Origin of the sequence: Pseudomonas sp. NFX183, assembly GCF_047943075.1 — a bacterium.
Taxonomy (GTDB): domain Bacteria; phylum Pseudomonadota; class Gammaproteobacteria; order Pseudomonadales; family Pseudomonadaceae; genus Aquipseudomonas.
Genome location: NZ_CP181333.1, coordinates 2,705,734 through 2,721,695, shown reverse-complemented (window position 1 = coordinate 2,721,695; position 15,962 = coordinate 2,705,734). Strand labels below are relative to the sequence as shown.

Below are 15,962 nucleotides of genomic sequence, written 5' to 3'. Positions count from 1 at the left end.
TGCAAAAACCGCAGGGAGCCTGAAATGAGCCTATTAGAAGACAACCAAGCCACCGACCTCGAACAGATGGTCGGCCTCACCCGCCGCCGTTTCATCGGCGCGGGGGCCTTGTGCGGCGCCGCGATGTTCCTCGGCGGCAACCTGCTGAGCCGCAGCGCCCTGGCTGTCAACGCCGCGTCCAGCAGCCCGTTGCTGGGCTTCCCCAGCATCGCCGCCGACACCCGCGACGCCATCAGCCTGCCACCCGGCTACAGTGCTTCGGTGTTGATCAGCTGGGGCCAGCCATTGCACAAAAACGCGCCGGCGTTCGACCCCTCTGGCAACGGCACCGCCAAGGCCCAGGAGCAACAGTTCGGTGACAACAACGACGGGATGAGCCTGTTCGCCTTCCCCGGTGACGACAACCGCGCGCTGATGGCGATCAACAACGAATACACCAATTACCGTTACCTCTACGCCCACGGCGGCGCGCCGCAATCGGCCGAAGACGTGCACAAGGCTCAGGCCAGTGAAGGAGTGTCGGTGATCGAAGTGCGGCGCACGGGCGACACCTGGCAGTTCGTGCAGGACTCGCGCTACAACCGGCGCATCCACGGCAACTCGCCGATCCGCCTGAGCGGTCCGGCGGCCGGCCACGACTGGCTGAAAACCCGCGCCGACAAAACCGGTGAAAAAGTCCTCGGCACCTTCCAGAACTGCGCCAACGGCAAGACCCCGTGGGGCACCTATCTGACGTGCGAAGAGAACTTCACCGACTGCTTTGGCAGCAGCAACCCACAACAGGCCTTCGACGCCGGGCAAAAACGCTACGGCGTGGTGGCAGCCAGCAAAGAGATCAACTGGCATCAACACGACCCGCGTTTCGACATGGCCAAGAACCCCAATGAACTCAACCGCCATGGCTGGGTAGTGGAAATCGACCCATTCGACCCGCAATCCACGCCGACCAAACGCACCGCCCTGGGCCGCTTCAAGCACGAAAATGCCGCCCTGGCTGAAACCCGCGATGGCCGCGCCGTGGTGTACATGGGTGATGACGAGCGCGGCGAGTTTATCTACAAGTTCGTCAGCCGCGACAAGATCAACCACAAGAACCCCAAGGCCAACAAAGACCTGCTCGACCACGGCACCTTGTATGTGGCGATCTTCGACGCAGGCGATGGCAACGCCGACCACCCCAAGGGCACCGGCCAATGGGTCGAACTCAGCCATGGCAAAAACGGCATCGACGCCAGCACCGGTTTCTCCAGCCAGGCCGAAGTGCTGATCCACGCGCGCCTGGCCGCCAGCGTGGTCAAGGCCACGCGCATGGACCGCCCGGAATGGATCGTGGTCAGCCCCACCGACGGCCAGGTCTATTGCACCCTCACCAACAACGCCAAACGTGGTGAGGAAGGTCAGCCGGTAGGCGGCCCGAACCCGCGTGAGAAAAATGTCTACGGCCAGATCCTGCGCTGGAAAGCCGATGCCGATAACCATGGCTCCAACACGTTCTCCTGGGACCTGTTTGTAGTGGCCGGCAACCCCGGTGTGCATGCCGGCACGCCGAAGGGCGGCTCGTCCAATATCAACCCGCAAAACATGTTCAACAGCCCCGACGGCCTGGGTTTCGACAAGGCCGGGCGCCTGTGGATTCTCACCGATGGCGACTACAGCAACGCGGGTGACTTCGCCGGCATGGGCAACAACCAGATGCTGTGCGCCGACCCGAGCACCGGGGAAATCCGCCGATTCATGGTCGGGCCAGTGGCGTGCGAGGTCACCGGCATCAGTTTTTCGCCGGATCAGAAGACGCTGTTTGTGGGCATCCAGCACCCGGGCGAAACCGGTGGGTCGACCTGGCCGGAGCATCTGCCGAACGGCAAACCGCGTTCGTCGGTGATGGCGATTCGGCGCGATGATGGTGGGATTGTCGGCGCCTGATAGGCCCAATCGGGGGCAAGCCCCCTCCCACACTTGACCGCGTTCCTACAGGTTAAACGCGGCCTGCTGTGGGAGGGGACTTGCCCCCGATGAGGCCAGTACAGACACCACCTATCTATCGCCGTGTGCGTTACCATACCGGGCCGGACGCGGCGCCCTGCTGCGCGCAGGAGTTCGCATGGCCCATCCGTTTGAAACACTCACCCCCGACCTGGTTCTCGACGCTGTCGAAAGTATCGGCTTCCTCAGCGATGCTCGCATTCTGGCGCTCAACAGCTACGAAAACCGCGTCTACCAAGTGGGTATCGAAGACTCTGAACCGCTGATCGCCAAGTTCTATCGGCCGCAGCGCTGGACCAACGAAGCGATCCTTGAAGAACACCGTTTCACCTTCGAATTGGCCGAGTGCGACGTACCGGTGGTCGCCCCGTTGATCCACAACGGCGAAAGCCTGTTCGAACACGCGGGTTTCCGCTTCACCCTGTTTCCGCGCCGCGGTGGCCGTGCGCCAGAGCCGGGCAATCTTGATCAGCTGTATCGCCTGGGTCAGCTGCTCGGCCGTTTGCACGCCGTCGGCTCAACCCGCCCGTTCGAACACCGTGAGGCGTTGGGGGTGAAGAACTTCGGTCACGACTCCCTCACGACCTTGCTGGAAGGCAACTTCATTCCGAAAAGCCTGCTGCCAGCCTACGAGTCCGTGGCCCGCGACCTGCTCAAGCGCGTGGAAGAGGTCTACAAAGCCACGCCGCACAAAAACATCCGCATGCACGGCGACTGCCACCCCGGCAATATGATGTGCCGCGACGAGATGTTCCATATCGTCGACCTGGATGACTGCCGCATGGGCCCGGCCGTACAGGATTTGTGGATGATGCTCGCCGGTGATCGCCAGGAATGCCTGGGCCAGCTGTCGGAATTGATGGACGGTTATCAGGAATTCCACGACTTCGACCCGCGCGAGCTGGCGCTGATCGAACCCCTGCGCGCCTTGCGCCTGATGCACTACAGCGCCTGGCTTGCGCGGCGCTGGGATGACCCGGCGTTCCCTCACAGCTTCCCGTGGTTCGGCAGCGAACGCTATTGGGGCGACCAGGTATTGGCGTTGCGTGAACAACTGTCGGCGCTCAATGAAGAACCGTTGAAACTGTTCTGACCCTGCCGCTACGCTTCGTGGGCACTGGCTTGTCGGGTCGCCGCATCGCTGCGATGCAGGCACCTCGGTGTATTAGTCACATTGAGGTAACGCCATCGCAGGCAAGCTCCCACAGAAAAGCAGCGTCCCATCGCCTGACAAAAATCCTTACAATTGCGCCTTTGTCAGCTGCCTATGCAAGGATTCTGCAATGCAACCCGCCAACCCCCGCAAGGGTTACATCCTGGGCCTGAGCGCCTATGTCATCTGGGGCCTGTTCCCGATCTATTTCAAAGCCATCGCCAGCGTTCCCGCCGCCGAAATCATTGTGCACCGCGTGCTGTGGTCGGCGCTGTTTGGCGGTTTGCTGTTGATGGTGTGGAAACACCCGGGCTGGCTTCGTGAACTGCGCGATAACCCCAAGCGCCTGGCGATTCTGGCACTGAGCGGTGCGTTGATTGCCGCCAACTGGCTGACGTATGTGTGGTCGGTCAACAGCGGGCGCATGCTCGAAGCGAGCCTGGGTTATTACATCAATCCGCTGGTGAATGTGCTGCTGGGCATGCTGATTCTCAGCGAACGCCTGCGGCGCTTGCAGTGGATGGCCGTCGGGCTGGCGGCGGTGGGTGTGGCGCAGCAGGTATGGCAGGTGGGCAGTTTGCCGTGGGTGTCGCTGGTGCTGGCGCTGACCTTTGGCTTTTACGGGCTGATCCGCAAGCAGGCGCCCGTCAAGGCGCTACCGGGGTTGGTGGTGGAAACCTGGATGCTGGTGCCGATCGCTGTCGCCTGGCTGCTGTTCAACCCGTCGGCGCACAGCGCACAGCTTGAATTTTGGGGCACTTCCGAAGCCTGGTGGCTGGTGGCGGCCGGCCCGGTCACGCTGATCCCGCTGGTGTGTTTCAACGCTGCTGCGCGGCATTTGCCCTACACCGCCCTGGGGTTTTTGCAGTATGTGGCGCCCACTCTGGTGCTGTTGGAAGCGGTGTTCCTGTTCGGCGAACACTTGGCCACCAGCACGCTGATCGCGTTCGCGTTTATCTGGGCCGGCCTGGTGGTCTACAGCCTGGACGCCTGGCTGACCCTCCGCAAACGCTGATCAAATAACGTACAAACCTCTGCAAGCCACAGCGGGCCTGGCTTGCAGACATCAACCCCAAGGTTATCCACAACCTGATCCCCGCCATTTGTGCACAAGCCCTTGAAACTGCTCGTTTTTTGCTCAACTCGAGAAGAAGCCCGGCCGGCGTGGCCTGGCGCCGGGTCTCTACAGGTTATCCACAGGCCCATGCAAGATTTCCATGCATAACCCTGTGGGCCGTTATTCTTCGTGGTGCAACTCCACCATCAAGTCATCCGCCAGGGTTTCCAGGGACAGTTGCAAGGTATCCAGGGATAACGCTGTCGGCACCTGCAGCAATGCCTCGGCGGTAAACAACGGATCACCGCTCATGGGCGCCGGGCGCACATCCGTGCTCAGGCTTTCAAGGTTCACCCCCTGCTTGCTCAACAGCGCCGTGATCTCGCGCACGATGCCCGAACGGTCGTTACCCACCAGCGTCATCAGGATCGCCTTGGACGCCGCGGTCTGCCCTGAACTGCCCTCACCCACCTGCACGCGAATGCCGTGTGTGGATAAGTCCTCCAGCGCGTTCACCAAACCCTGACGACTTTCGGCGGGAACACTGACCCGCAGGATCCCGGCAAACTGCCCGGCCATGTGCGCCATTCGGCTCTCCAGCCAGTTGCCATCGTGGGCGGCAATATTCTGCGCAATGCGTTCAACCAGGCCGGGTTTGTCGGCGGCAATAATAGTGAGTACAAGATGGTCCATGGCGAAGCCCTCTGAATTCAATCTACAAGGTGGACGCAGGCGCCCTCGAAAACAAATCGTGTACCATTTTTATATTTATCTGGAACAATCTGATAGTTTTTTGAGAACATCCAATACCCCACTGTGACCGCACGACCAAAGTGGGTCGCTAAACGACGTATTTAGTCAAATTTTCACAACCGCAACTCATCATGTAGTATGCAAAACCGCGCACTACATAACGTTAGGTCGATGTCTGCCAAGGCACCAACGTATCGCGACAACCCGCCAGCCCAGCCGCCTTAACGGCATGTACTGGGGGATCGGGTTCGTGGTTTAAATGGCCAGAGGCTTCATTGGTAAATTGAAAAGCTGAAAAGCGCATAAGCTCCGCAGAGTGAGGCAAGCAATGACTGAACACGTTCAAGTCGGTGGCCTGCAGGTCGCCAAAGTCCTGTTCGACTTCGTGAACAACGAAGCCATTCCCGGTACCGGCATCACTGCCGACCAGTTCTGGGCCGGCGCCGACAAGGTCATTCACGACCTGGCACCGAAGAACAAAGCCCTACTCGCCAAACGCGACGATTTCCAGGCGCGGATCGATACCTGGCACCAGACCCACGCCGGCCAGGCCCACGACCCGGTGGCCTACAAAGCCTTCCTGCAAGACATCGGATACCTGCTGCCAGAAGCCGCAGACTTCCAGGCCTCGACCCAAAACGTCGATGACGAAATCGCCCGCATGGCCGGCCCTCAGCTGGTTGTGCCGGTGATGAACGCCCGTTTCGCCCTCAACGCATCCAACGCGCGTTGGGGCTCGCTGTATGACGCGCTGTATGGCACCGACGCCATCAGCGAAGCCGACGGCGCCGAGAAGGGTAAGGGCTACAACAAAGTGCGCGGCGACAAAGTGATTGCCTTCGCCCGTGCTTTCCTCGACGAAGCCGCACCGCTCAGCGCCGGCAGCCATGTCGATTCCACCGGCTACAAGATCGCTGATGGCAAGCTCATCGTCAGCCTCAAAGGCGGCAGCAACAGCGGCCTGCGCGATGATGCACAACTGATCGGTTTCCAGGGGCCGGCGGACCAGCCGATCGCCATTTTGCTGAAACACAACGGCCTGCATTTCGAGATCCAGATCGACGCCAGCACGCCTGTTGGCCAGACCGATGCGGCCGGCGTCAAAGACGTGCTGATGGAAGCCGCGCTGACCACCATCATGGACTGCGAAGACTCCGTCGCCGCCGTGGATGCCGATGACAAAGTGGTGATCTACCGCAACTGGCTCGGCCTGATGAAGGGCGACCTGGCCGAAGAAGTGGCCAAGGGCGGCAAGACCTTCACCCGTACCATGAACCCCGACCGCGTCTACACCGGCGTGGATGGCCAGGACGTGACCTTGCACGGCCGTTCGCTGCTGTTCGTGCGCAACGTTGGCCACTTGATGACCATCGACGCGATCCTCGACAAAGACGGCAACGAAGTACCGGAAGGCATTCTCGACGGTCTGCTCACCAGCCTGGCGGCAATCCACAGCCTCAACGGCACCAGCAGCCGCAAGAACAGCCGCACCGGCTCCGTGTACATCGTTAAACCGAAAATGCATGGCCCGGAAGAAGCTGCGTTCACCAACGAGCTGTTTGGCCGTATCGAAGACGTGCTGAACCTGCCGCGCAACACGCTCAAAGTCGGGATCATGGACGAGGAGCGCCGCACCACGGTCAACCTCAAGGCTTGCATCAAGGCCGCCAGCGAGCGTGTGGTGTTTATCAACACCGGCTTCCTCGACCGCACCGGCGACGAAATCCACACCTCCATGGAGGCCGGCGCGATGGTGCGCAAGGCGGCCATGAAGGCCGAGAAATGGATCGGCGCCTACGAGAACTGGAACGTCGATATCGGCCTGAGCACCGGCCTGCAAGGGCGTGCGCAGATCGGCAAAGGCATGTGGGCGATGCCCGACCTGATGGCGGCGATGCTTGAACAGAAAATCGCTCACCCACTGGCCGGCGCCAACACCGCTTGGGTACCTTCGCCCACGGCGGCTGCACTGCACGCGCTGCATTACCACAAGGTCGATGTGTTCGCGCGTCAGGCCGAACTGGCCAAACGCGAGCGCGCGTCGGTGGACGATATCCTGACCATTCCTCTGGCCAGTAACACCGATTGGTCCGATGAAGAAATCCGCAACGAGCTGGACAACAATGCTCAAGGCATCCTTGGTTATGTTGTGCGCTGGATCGATCAAGGCGTCGGCTGCTCGAAAGTGCCAGACATCAATGACGTCGGCTTGATGGAAGACCGCGCCACCCTGCGCATCTCCAGCCAGCACATCGCCAACTGGCTGCGCCATGGCATCGTCAACGAAACCCAAGTGATGGAAAGCCTCAAGCGCATGGCGCCGGTGGTAGACCGTCAAAATGCGGGGGATGCCCTGTATCGCCCCTTGGCGCCGGATTTCGACAGCAACATCGCGTTCCAGGCAGCGGTGGAGTTGGTGATTGAAGGGACCAAGCAACCCAATGGTTACACCGAGCCGGTGTTACACCGTCGGCGCCGTGAGTTCAAAGCCAAAATGGGTGTGTAACTAGCGAATGGAGACGTCCCTGATCAAAAGATCAGGGACTGATCCTGCAAGAGCAATCAAGTCACGGATAGAGGTAGTTCAACTCAGCCGTCCCCTTGATCTCCAGGTCGCGCCTTCCATCGTTAAACTTCCCACTGAACGTATATTTTAAGTTGTCGGTTGAGTTGGCGGACGTCACTTCAACCGTACCGGCAACAGGCAGAAGCATATCGCCCATGCTGCATCCGAATCTGGAATCAGCCTCCTCGAACTTGTACGTCGTGGTGCCATCCTCGATGGCGGGAACAAATGACATCGAGACTGAAGTACGGGTCGCAGAATCTGTACTTTGAAAGTGATTACTGTCACCCGAAACGCTCGTGGAGCTGGTGGTGCGTAAAAGCTTACCGTTGTGGAAAATGTCCGCTTTAATCTTGCCAGCGATTTTCATGACTGACTCCTGGTGGTGAGTGAAGGGGGCGACCATTCCCGACCGCCGCGCACTCATCCAGTAAACAGCCCCACCTATTGCTTGCCTACTGTCAGAATTGACAGTGCTCGCCTGATACCGACCAGTGGAAGTTACTGCGCCATTCCCAACTCGCGCTTGACCATCTTCGCCAACTTCACGCTGTCGATAGGCTTGAGCAAAAAGTCCACCACACTCAAGTGCATTGCATCGATGACATCCGGCGCTTCAGCGTCCCCGGACATGATGATGATCGGTAGCGCCGCCCGAGGAGAGCTGCGCACTTGGCGAATCAATTCCAGGCCATTGCTCGGCGCCATGCGCAGGTCGGTGATCAGCAAACCGATGGAGCTGCTGGAGCTCAACAAATCCCACGCCGCCTCTCCACTGTCGGCGGTCATGCAGCGAATGCCGTCCAGGCCCAGAATCTCCGCCAGCAATTCGCGTGCATCTTTGTCGTCGTCGACGATCAACACACGTTGTGGCGGTAAATCAGGCTCCAGCATCACAGCGCTCAGTGCCTCGCGCTCTGCATCACTCAAAATATCGTGGTCGGGCATACGTTTCTCAGCAGTTTTCATCAATCTCCCAGCACACTCGTCAGACATCTGCGGAAGGGCGAACAATGTGCACTTCGTCGGAAAGTTTGACTAGTGGGCGTTCTACGGGGTTTGCACGATAGCCATGTAAGGTTTTTCCCTAGTCGCCAATGGTTTGACCGCTACCTAGACTTACGTCCAATGGGCACCCAGGGCACGGGGGCCGACCATAAAGGACGATAACGACAAGAAACTGCGGTCACTGTTATGAGTAAAGCTGATGCTTTCACGCAGGCGGGAAAAACCGCCGTGTTGCAGAACATCCACGGCACCCTGCAATTCCTGCAACGCTTTCCCCCGTTCAACCAGATGGAAAACGCACACCTGGCGTATCTGGTCGAACAGTGCCAACTGCGCTTCTACGGCCAAGGCGACAGCATCCTCAAACCGTCGGGCGGGCCGGTGGAGCACTTTTTCATCGTCAAGCAAGGCCGCGTGGTCGGCGAGCGCCCGCTGCTCAATCAAGATGCGACGCAAACCACCTTCGAAATCACCACCGGCGAGTGTTTCCCCCTCGCTGCGCTGCTGGGCGAACGCGCGACCCGCACCGAGCACAAGGCCGCCGAAGACACCTTCTGCCTGCAACTGAACAAGCCGGCCTTTATAAAGCTGTTCGCGCTTTCGAGCCCGTTTCGCGACTTCGCCCTGCGCGGCGTCAGCAGCCTGCTGGACCAAGTGAACCAGCAGGTGCAGCAAAAAGCCGTGGAAACCCTCGGCACCCAATACTCGTTGAACACGCGCTTGGGCGAATTGGCCATGCGCCATCCGGTCACTTGCAGCCCGAGCACGCCGCTGCGCGAGGCGGTCACACTGATGCATGAGCAGCAAGTGGGCAGCATCGTGATCGTCGACGCACACAAGGCGCCTCTGGGGATTTTCACCTTGCGCGACCTGCGTCAGGTAGTGGCCGATGGCATCAGTGACTTCAATCAGGTCATCGAATGCCATATGACCCAGGCGCCGTTCTATTTGAGCCCGGACCACAGCGCCTTCGACGCCGCGATTGCCATGACCGAACGGCACATCGCCCATGTGTGTCTGGTCAAAGACCAGCGCCTGTGTGGCGTGGTCTCCGAGCGCGACCTGTTTTCCCTGCAGCGGGTGGACCTGGTGCACTTGGCGCGCACCATCCGCAATGCGCCACGCGTGGAAAACCTGGTGGCGATTCGCGGTGAGATCGGCCAATTGGTCGAACGCATGCTCGCCCATGGCGCCTCGTCCACCCAGATCACCCACATTATTACGCTGCTCAACGATCACACCGTGTGCCGGGTGATCGAACTGACCCTGGCCGACAAGGGCGACCCCGGCGTGCCGTTCAGTTGGTTGTGTTTTGGCAGCGAGGGCCGCCGCGAGCAGACGCTGTATACCGACCAGGACAACGGCATCCTGTTCGACGCCAAGGATGCCGCCGAAGCCGCCGAGATTCGCGGCCGCTTGTTGCCCTTGGCACAGCAGATCAACCAGAGCCTGGCGTTGTGCGGCTTCAGCCTGTGCAAGGGCAACATCATGGCCGGTAACCCCGAACTGTGCCTGTCGCGGGCCGAATGGGCGCGGCGCTTTGGGGCGTTTATCCGTGAGGCCACGCCGGAGAACCTGCTGGGGTCGAGCATCTATTTCGATTTGCGCGTGGTGTGGGGCGATGAACAGGGCTGCGAACAACTGCGCCAGGGCATTCTCGATCAAGTCGCGGACAACCGGCTGTTCCAACGCATGCTGGCCGAAAACGCCTTGCGTCAACGCCCGCCGGTGGGGCGTTTCCGCGATTTTGTGCTGACACGCAAAGGTGGCGAAAAGGCCACCCTCGACCTCAAGGTGCAGGGCCTCACACCCTTTGTCGATGGCGCGCGCCTGCTGGCCCTGGCCAACGGCATCCACGCCAACAACACCCTGGAGCGGCTGCGCCAGTTGGTGGACAAAGAAGTCATCGAGCGATTGGACGGCGCCGCGTACGAAGAGGCCTACCACTTCATCCAGCAAACCCGCATGCAGCAGCACCAACTGCAAACCCGCGAGAATCAGCCGTATTCCAACCGCGTCGACCCCGACAGCCTCAACCACCTGGACCGGCGCATCCTGCGTGAATCCCTGCGTCAGGCGCAGCGCCTGCAAAGCAGCCTGACCTTTCGGTACCAACTGTGAGTTTGTTCAGCTGGCTGCGTGCGAAAAAGCCCGGGCTCGACGCGACTCAGCAGAGGCGCCTGGCGCAGTTGCCCGCACCTGCCGTGCTGGGGGATGGCGCCTTGCGCAACCAGCGCTGGGTAGTGGTCGACCTGGAAACCAGCGGCCTGAACCTCAACCGCGACCACGTGCTGTCCATTGGCGCGGTGGTGATTGAGGACGGTGCGGTGGATTTCTCGCAAATGTTCGAGCGCACCTTGCACCGTGCCGAAACGAAGCTCAGCCCCAGCGTGCTGATTCACGGCCTGGGCCCCAGCGCCATCGCCGCCGGCACCGACCCGGTCGAGGCGCTGCTGGACTTCATGGCGTTTGTTGGCGACAGCCCGCTGCTGGCGTTCCATGCCCCTTTCGATCAACACATGCTGAGCCGCGCGCTCAAGGACAGCCTGGGCTATCGCCTGGCGCACCCGTTCCTCGACGTCGCCGACATCGCCCCGCTGCTGTGCCCCGACGCGAATATCCGTGAAGCCGGGCTGGACGACTGGATCAACCACTTCAAGCTGCAGGTCGGTGAGCGCCATCACGCCAGCGCCGACGCCCTCGCCACGGCAGAGTTGATGCTCATCCTGTTGAGCCGTGCGCGTGCGCAGCACATCGACTCCCCGCAGGCGCTTCAAACGCGCGTGAGCCAATGGAAACGGCGTAAACAGGCGCCATCGTTTTAATAGCACCGCCCGACAGACGCCAATTGCGCGCGTTCCTTGCCTCTGACACAATCGCGAATAATTCTCGTTAGTTTAAACCTCTTGTTTATTCGGTGATGCCTTGTCGTCGGTCCAGACCCCACACACTGAGCTTGTTGGCGCGTTGTATCGCGACCATCGTGGCTGGCTGTTGGCGTGGCTGCGGCGCAATGTGGCCTGCCCCAGCCGCGCCGAAGACCTGAGCCAGGACACGTTCATGCGCCTGCTGGGCCGTGACGAGTTGCGCGAACCCCGCGAGCCGCGGGCGTTTCTGGTGGCTATCGCCAAGGGGCTGCTGTTCGACTACTTCCGGCGCGCGGCCCTGGAACAGGCCTACCTCACTGAACTGATGCTGATCCCGGAAAGCGAACACCCGTCGCCGGAAGAACAGCAACTGATCCTCGAAGACCTCAAGGCCATCGACCGCTTGCTCGGCAAACTGTCGAGCAAGGCCCGCGCCGCCTTCCTCTATAACCGCCTCGACGGCCTGGGCCACGCCGACATTGCCCAGCGTCTTGGCGTGTCGGTGCCCCGCGTGCGCCAGTACCTGGCCCAAGGCATTCGCCAGTGTTACATCGCACTGTATGGCGAGCCGCTGTGAGCGTGGTCAGCGCCAAGCCGGTCTCGGCGCGCGTGCTGGATGCCGCGATTGCGTGGCAACTGTCTCTGGATTCAGATGACGGCAGCTTCGTTGCACAGGAAGAATTCGCCAAATGGCTGGCCAGCGATGAAGAACATGCGCGCGCCTGGCGCCAGCTGGGCATGCTCGACCAGCGCTTCAGCGTGGCCTCAGGGCCCGCGCGCGCAGCGCTGCTGCAGTCGCGCGAAGGCATTCGCCAGCGCGTGCGCAAACTTGGACGCGGCGTGGCAAGCATCGCGCTGCTCTGCGCCCTGGCCTTGTTTGCCGGCGAGCGTTATGTGCCGATCCATTATTGGCTGGCCGACCAACGCACCGCCACGGGCGAGCAACGCACGCTGAAACTGGCGGACGGCACGCTGATCAACCTCAATACCCACACGGCCATCGATGTGCGTTTCGACGAAAAACGCCGGCTGATCGTGTTGCAGGAAGGCGAAATTCTGGTCGAAACCGGCCACAACGATGCGCGCCCGTTTTATGTACAAACCCGCGATGGCAGCCTGCGAGCGCTGGGGACGCGGTTTATCGTCAAGCGCGAAGACCATGCCACACGCCTGAGCGTGCTGCAGTCCGCCGTGGCTGCTCAGCCCCAGGCGCTGCACAAGGAACAGATTTTCAAGGAAGGCCAGCAAGTGCTGATGCGCAGCGACAGCCTCGACCCTGCGCGTGCCGTCTCTGCCGCCGCCGACGCCTGGACGCGCGGCATGCTGGTGGTCGACAACGCCCGCCTGGGCGATGTCGTCGAGGACCTCAGCCGCTACCGCAGCGGTTATCTGGGTGTGGATAAAACCGTGGCCGATCTGCGCATCACCGGCAGCTTCCCGCTGCACGACACGACGCTGGCGCTTAACGCGCTGCTGCCGACGCTGCCGGTACAGATCGAGCAGCACACACCGTGGTGGACCCAGGTGGTCGCAAGGCCGGCACAAGGCGGTTCGGTTAGCAATAATTGAATCGAGCCTATCTCGAAACGTTACAAAAAACTGTCATTTCTCACAGGTACGCCGCCCAGTTTTTTGCCATCCAATGAGCCTTCGTTTTTTCCAGCGTCCTGCTGGTGAAGCGATCCTGTTCGGCTAACGAGGATGGACCCATGTCAACCCAACTCAACATCTACAGTCAAAACTATGTCTTCGCCTTTCCTGGCCAAGGCAGCGATCCGTGCGGCGCTCTGGCGGAGCTGTATCAGCATGTACCCGAAGCCAGAGACCGAATTGACACGATTCTGGCAATCATCGAAACCGAGGCAGCGGCGCACGAGCCTGATCCCCATCCAGGGTTAATCACCCAGGTTCTGTTGACCCGCGATCACGCCCTGCCGCTGCCTTCAGGTGTGGCGCAACTGGCGCTGTATGGTGCTGCGGTGGTGCTGAACCAGTTGCTGCAGGCAACGGGCATTGTTCCCTCCCTGATTGTTGCGCAAAGCTTCGGCGAAATTGCTGCCCGAGTGTGTGGTGGCGTGCTCGACATTGCGCAGGGTGCCCGCGCGGTCTGCGCCCTTAACGCCGCCTACCGCAGCGAGGAGGGGCGAGGCAGCATGCTGCTGGTCAACCTTTCAGCGCAGGACACGCAAGCGCTGCTGGACCGCTACCCCGAGTCGAATCTGGTGCTGGGCTCCGTCAACGCGCCAGCCCAATGCATCATCAGCGGCGAGACCGCAGACCTGGAGCACTTGCTTGCTCACCACGATGACAGCGCGCACCCCTTGCGCCCGGTCTCGATCGCTTACGCGTCGCACTATCCGCCTCACACGGAGGTCGCCCGGCGACTTCACGAAAACCTGCAGCCACTGGCACCCAAACCCTTCAAAACACCGATCTACTCAACCGTGCTGGGGCGTCGCTACGAACCCGAGGACGATTTGCATCACATGTTTACCCTGGGCGTCACGCAACCCACCAACCTGCCCCACACGTTGGCGCAACTGCCGACGGACAAACACACCGTGTTTATCGACCTTGGGGTGAACAGCGGCCTGTCGGTGTGCATACGCAAAAGCCTGCACCCCGCACAGACCTACGCGCCGCTGGCGCAACCCATCGAAACCCTGCGCCATTTGCTGGTCAATGCGCCCGAAGCACACAAGGCCGTGGTTGCCTTGCGCCAGCTGGCCAACGGGCCAGTCGATGCCGAGGTTCACGCGCAGATGGCGAAGATTTTCAGCGACCCCGAACTCCATCCTCGCGCCAACCAGAGTTTTCATGAGGGCCATCGGCACACCTACCAACGCCTGCAGCACCTGATGCGCCAGCTGCCCGACGGTATCCATGGCTTCGCGCAGCCGCAGTTATTGATGGCCGAGGCCACCCACGCGGCGCTCAATGATCCCTCGCTGTTCATGGGCTGCGTGATTCAGCAGGGGTTGTGTATCGGTACGCTGCTGGCGTTCGAGCAGGATCACCCGAGCGCCACCCAGTGGCGACGCAAGCTGGAGGCCGGTGAGAGTCTAGGGGTTTACGCGCTGACCGAGATAGGTCGCAGCAACTCCCACATGGGCGCGTGTGTCGAGGCCTTATTCGACGCCGACACGCGCACCTTCGTGCTCAACACACCGAACAAGGCCGCGCTTAAATTCGCCAACGTCGGGATCAGCAACCTGGACAAGCTGGGCGTGGTGTTTGCCCAAGTGATCGTTCAGGGCCAGCCCTGTGGCGTATTCGCGTTCATGCTGCCATTGAGTGACGCCAACGGCCCGCGCCCGGGAGTTTCCATGTCGTCACCGGCGGAAATTCGCGCAGTGCCGCTGGATTACGGCCTGGCGAGTTTTGACAACGTGCGCCTGCCCTTCGACGCGTGGCTGCGCGATGGCGCTTCGATCGACGCGTCCAATCACTTCCACGACCCGCTGGGCAGTACGGACCGTCGCCTGATTCGCTCACTGTTTGCGCCCAAGAATGTGTGGGCGATGGTCGGCGTCGGCTTGAGTTCGGTGATGCTTGCCTGTGCAACCCTGGCCCTGACCCACGCCAACCGACGCACGACCCAGGCGCGGATCGGCAACGGCACCGGCCTGTTGGCTTTTCGCACCCAACGCCGCGCGCTGTTCGGTTGCCTGGCCACGGCGTATGTCATGAAGTGCTTTGCCAACGACTCCGCCCGCCTGTGGATTGAAGGCACGGCCAGTCAGGCGTCACTGCACACCACCGGCACAGGCGACGTGACGTGGACACCGTGGGCCGCCATCAGCCAAACCCTGGCGCTGACCAAGGCGCTGTGTGCACCCGCCGCCGAGGCGCTGGCGACAGAGTGTCGGTTGCGCTGCGGGGTGGCCGGTGCGCTCAACCTCAATCGCTTCGCCGACTATGAAGGCATGGCCAAAATCTATCAGGACGCCGGTGGCAATAACCGCATGATCCTGCTGGACGCCGCCAAGGTACTGATCGGCCAACCCTTGAGTGAACCCACACCGCCCAACCCCCAGGCCGGGCTGGATGACACCGAATACTGGCAAGCCATGGCTCACACCCTGGAGTACCGTCTGCTCAAGCAGGTGGCCGACCATGTTGCCCGGCACCGTGGCGAGGGAGAGGACGACATGCAGGTCTGGAACGCGCAGTTGATGGTCGTTGCCCGCGCAGGAGAGGCCTACGCCCAGCGTCTTGCCATCCAAAGCGCAATCCGCGCCGGCAGCTTGCTGCCCCAAGGGTTGGCCAAGGAACTGGGCAACGCGCTATGCGGCCTCTACGTGTTGGACTACCTGAACAAGCATGCTGCCTGGTTCATCAGCGAAGGCCTTATGGACATCGCCCGCTACCGCGCCCTTGAGTCACGGCTTGATTCGCTGAGCGACTTGCTGGCCACACAGGTTGACGTGTTGATCGAGGCCTTCGGTCATGGCGCAGCCACACGCGCGGCAATCGCCCAGACCGATCACTACCCCGACGCCCTGGCCGACAAACTGCAGTGGGCGGTCGGCTGAAGAACCCAGCTACCCTGAGCCTTGAGGGCCATGCCGTACG

At 61.2% G+C, this 15,962-nt stretch carries 12 protein-coding genes; 9 read left to right on the top strand and 3 right to left on the bottom strand.

Translation table 11 applies throughout. The annotated features are described in order from the left end of the window. The first annotated feature begins 24 nt into the window (after positions 1 to 24). From ACM530_RS12500 to rarD, 3 genes are all read left to right on the top strand, one after another. Positions 25 to 1,923 (top strand): PhoX family protein, encoded by a 1,899-nt coding sequence (locus ACM530_RS12500; protein ID WP_416364875.1) that lies wholly within the window; start codon positions 25 to 27, stop codon positions 1,921 to 1,923. A gap of 178 nt (positions 1,924 to 2,101) precedes the next feature. Then, positions 2,102 to 3,076 carry a serine/threonine protein kinase gene (locus ACM530_RS12495; RefSeq protein ID WP_242200707.1) on the top strand — a complete coding sequence of 325 codons (975 nt, stop codon included), beginning with the start codon at positions 2,102 to 2,104 and terminating at the stop codon, positions 3,074 to 3,076. Positions 3,077 to 3,266: 190 nt separating this feature from the next. After that, positions 3,267 to 4,151, top strand: a complete 885-nt coding sequence (gene rarD, locus ACM530_RS12490) for an EamA family transporter RarD (RefSeq protein WP_416364874.1) — start codon at positions 3,267 to 3,269, stop codon at positions 4,149 to 4,151. Positions 4,152 to 4,373: 222 nt separating this feature from the next. Here rarD and ACM530_RS12485 read toward each other — a convergent pair whose 3' ends face one another. Further along, the gene (locus ACM530_RS12485) at positions 4,374 to 4,886 is read right to left on the bottom strand and encodes a glycine cleavage system protein R (RefSeq protein ID WP_416364873.1); all 513 of its coding nucleotides are present in this window, start codon (positions 4,884 to 4,886) and stop codon (positions 4,374 to 4,376) included. A gap of 388 nt (positions 4,887 to 5,274) precedes the next feature. Between ACM530_RS12485 and ACM530_RS12480 the strand changes: the two genes are divergently transcribed. Then, complete coding sequence (locus tag ACM530_RS12480) at positions 5,275 to 7,452, top strand: malate synthase G (protein ID WP_416364872.1); 2,178 nt, start codon at positions 5,275 to 5,277, stop codon at positions 7,450 to 7,452. 61 nt (positions 7,453 to 7,513) lie between these two features. On the opposite strand, the gene ACM530_RS12475 is transcribed toward ACM530_RS12480, so the two are convergent. Both ACM530_RS12475 and ACM530_RS12470 read right to left on the bottom strand, forming a co-directional pair. Further along, the gene (locus ACM530_RS12475) at positions 7,514 to 7,882 is read right to left on the bottom strand and encodes a hypothetical protein (protein WP_145157499.1); all 369 of its coding nucleotides are present in this window, start codon (positions 7,880 to 7,882) and stop codon (positions 7,514 to 7,516) included. Positions 7,883 to 8,013: 131 nt separating this feature from the next. Further along, positions 8,014 to 8,460, bottom strand: coding sequence for a response regulator (locus ACM530_RS12470; RefSeq protein WP_145157501.1), 447 nt, complete (start codon positions 8,458 to 8,460; stop codon positions 8,014 to 8,016). A gap of 246 nt (positions 8,461 to 8,706) precedes the next feature. Between ACM530_RS12470 and ACM530_RS12465 the strand changes: the two genes are divergently transcribed. The 5 genes from ACM530_RS12465 to ACM530_RS12445 all read left to right on the top strand — a co-directional run bounded on the left by ACM530_RS12465 (position 8,707) and on the right by ACM530_RS12445 (position 15,922). Continuing rightward, positions 8,707 to 10,641 (top strand): putative nucleotidyltransferase substrate binding domain-containing protein, encoded by a 1,935-nt coding sequence (locus ACM530_RS12465; RefSeq protein ID WP_145157503.1) that lies wholly within the window; start codon positions 8,707 to 8,709, stop codon positions 10,639 to 10,641. Further along, on the top strand, positions 10,638 to 11,345 hold the full coding sequence (locus tag ACM530_RS12460) for a PolC-type DNA polymerase III (RefSeq protein ID WP_242200698.1): 708 nt from the start codon (positions 10,638 to 10,640) through the stop codon (positions 11,343 to 11,345). Before ACM530_RS12465 ends, ACM530_RS12460 begins: the two co-directional genes overlap by 4 nt. 100 nt (positions 11,346 to 11,445) lie before the next feature. Beyond that, positions 11,446 to 11,964, top strand: coding sequence for an RNA polymerase sigma factor (locus ACM530_RS12455; RefSeq protein WP_124418608.1), 519 nt, complete (start codon positions 11,446 to 11,448; stop codon positions 11,962 to 11,964). After that, on the top strand, positions 11,961 to 12,956 hold the full coding sequence (locus ACM530_RS12450; RefSeq protein WP_416364871.1) for a FecR domain-containing protein: 996 nt from the start codon (positions 11,961 to 11,963) through the stop codon (positions 12,954 to 12,956). The genes ACM530_RS12455 and ACM530_RS12450 overlap by 4 nt, the downstream gene beginning before the upstream one ends. 140 nt (positions 12,957 to 13,096) lie before the next feature. After that, on the top strand, positions 13,097 to 15,922 hold the full coding sequence (locus tag ACM530_RS12445; RefSeq protein WP_416364870.1) for an acyltransferase domain-containing protein: 2,826 nt from the start codon (positions 13,097 to 13,099) through the stop codon (positions 15,920 to 15,922). The last annotated feature ends 40 nt before the right edge of the window (positions 15,923 to 15,962 follow it).

Excerpts from the sequence above, each read along its gene's own strand:
- ACM530_RS12500 (WP_416364875.1), top strand. The coding sequence starts at position 25 with ATGAGCCTATTAGAAGACAACCAAGCCACCGACCTCGAACAGATGGTC.
- rarD (WP_416364874.1), top strand. The coding sequence starts at position 3,267 with ATGCAACCCGCCAACCCCCGCAAGGGTTACATCCTGGGCCTGAGCGCC.
- ACM530_RS12485 (WP_416364873.1), bottom strand. The coding sequence starts at position 4,886 with ATGGACCATCTTGTACTCACTATTATTGCCGCCGACAAACCCGGCCTG.
- ACM530_RS12465 (WP_145157503.1), top strand. The coding sequence starts at position 8,707 with ATGAGTAAAGCTGATGCTTTCACGCAGGCGGGAAAAACCGCCGTGTTG.
- ACM530_RS12475 (WP_145157499.1), bottom strand. The coding sequence starts at position 7,882 with ATGAAAATCGCTGGCAAGATTAAAGCGGACATTTTCCACAACGGTAAG.
- ACM530_RS12445 (WP_416364870.1), top strand. The coding sequence starts at position 13,097 with ATGTCAACCCAACTCAACATCTACAGTCAAAACTATGTCTTCGCCTTT.
- ACM530_RS12470 (WP_145157501.1), bottom strand. The coding sequence starts at position 8,460 with ATGCCCGACCACGATATTTTGAGTGATGCAGAGCGCGAGGCACTGAGC.
- ACM530_RS12480 (WP_416364872.1), top strand. The coding sequence starts at position 5,275 with ATGACTGAACACGTTCAAGTCGGTGGCCTGCAGGTCGCCAAAGTCCTG.
- ACM530_RS12495 (WP_242200707.1), top strand. The coding sequence starts at position 2,102 with ATGGCCCATCCGTTTGAAACACTCACCCCCGACCTGGTTCTCGACGCT.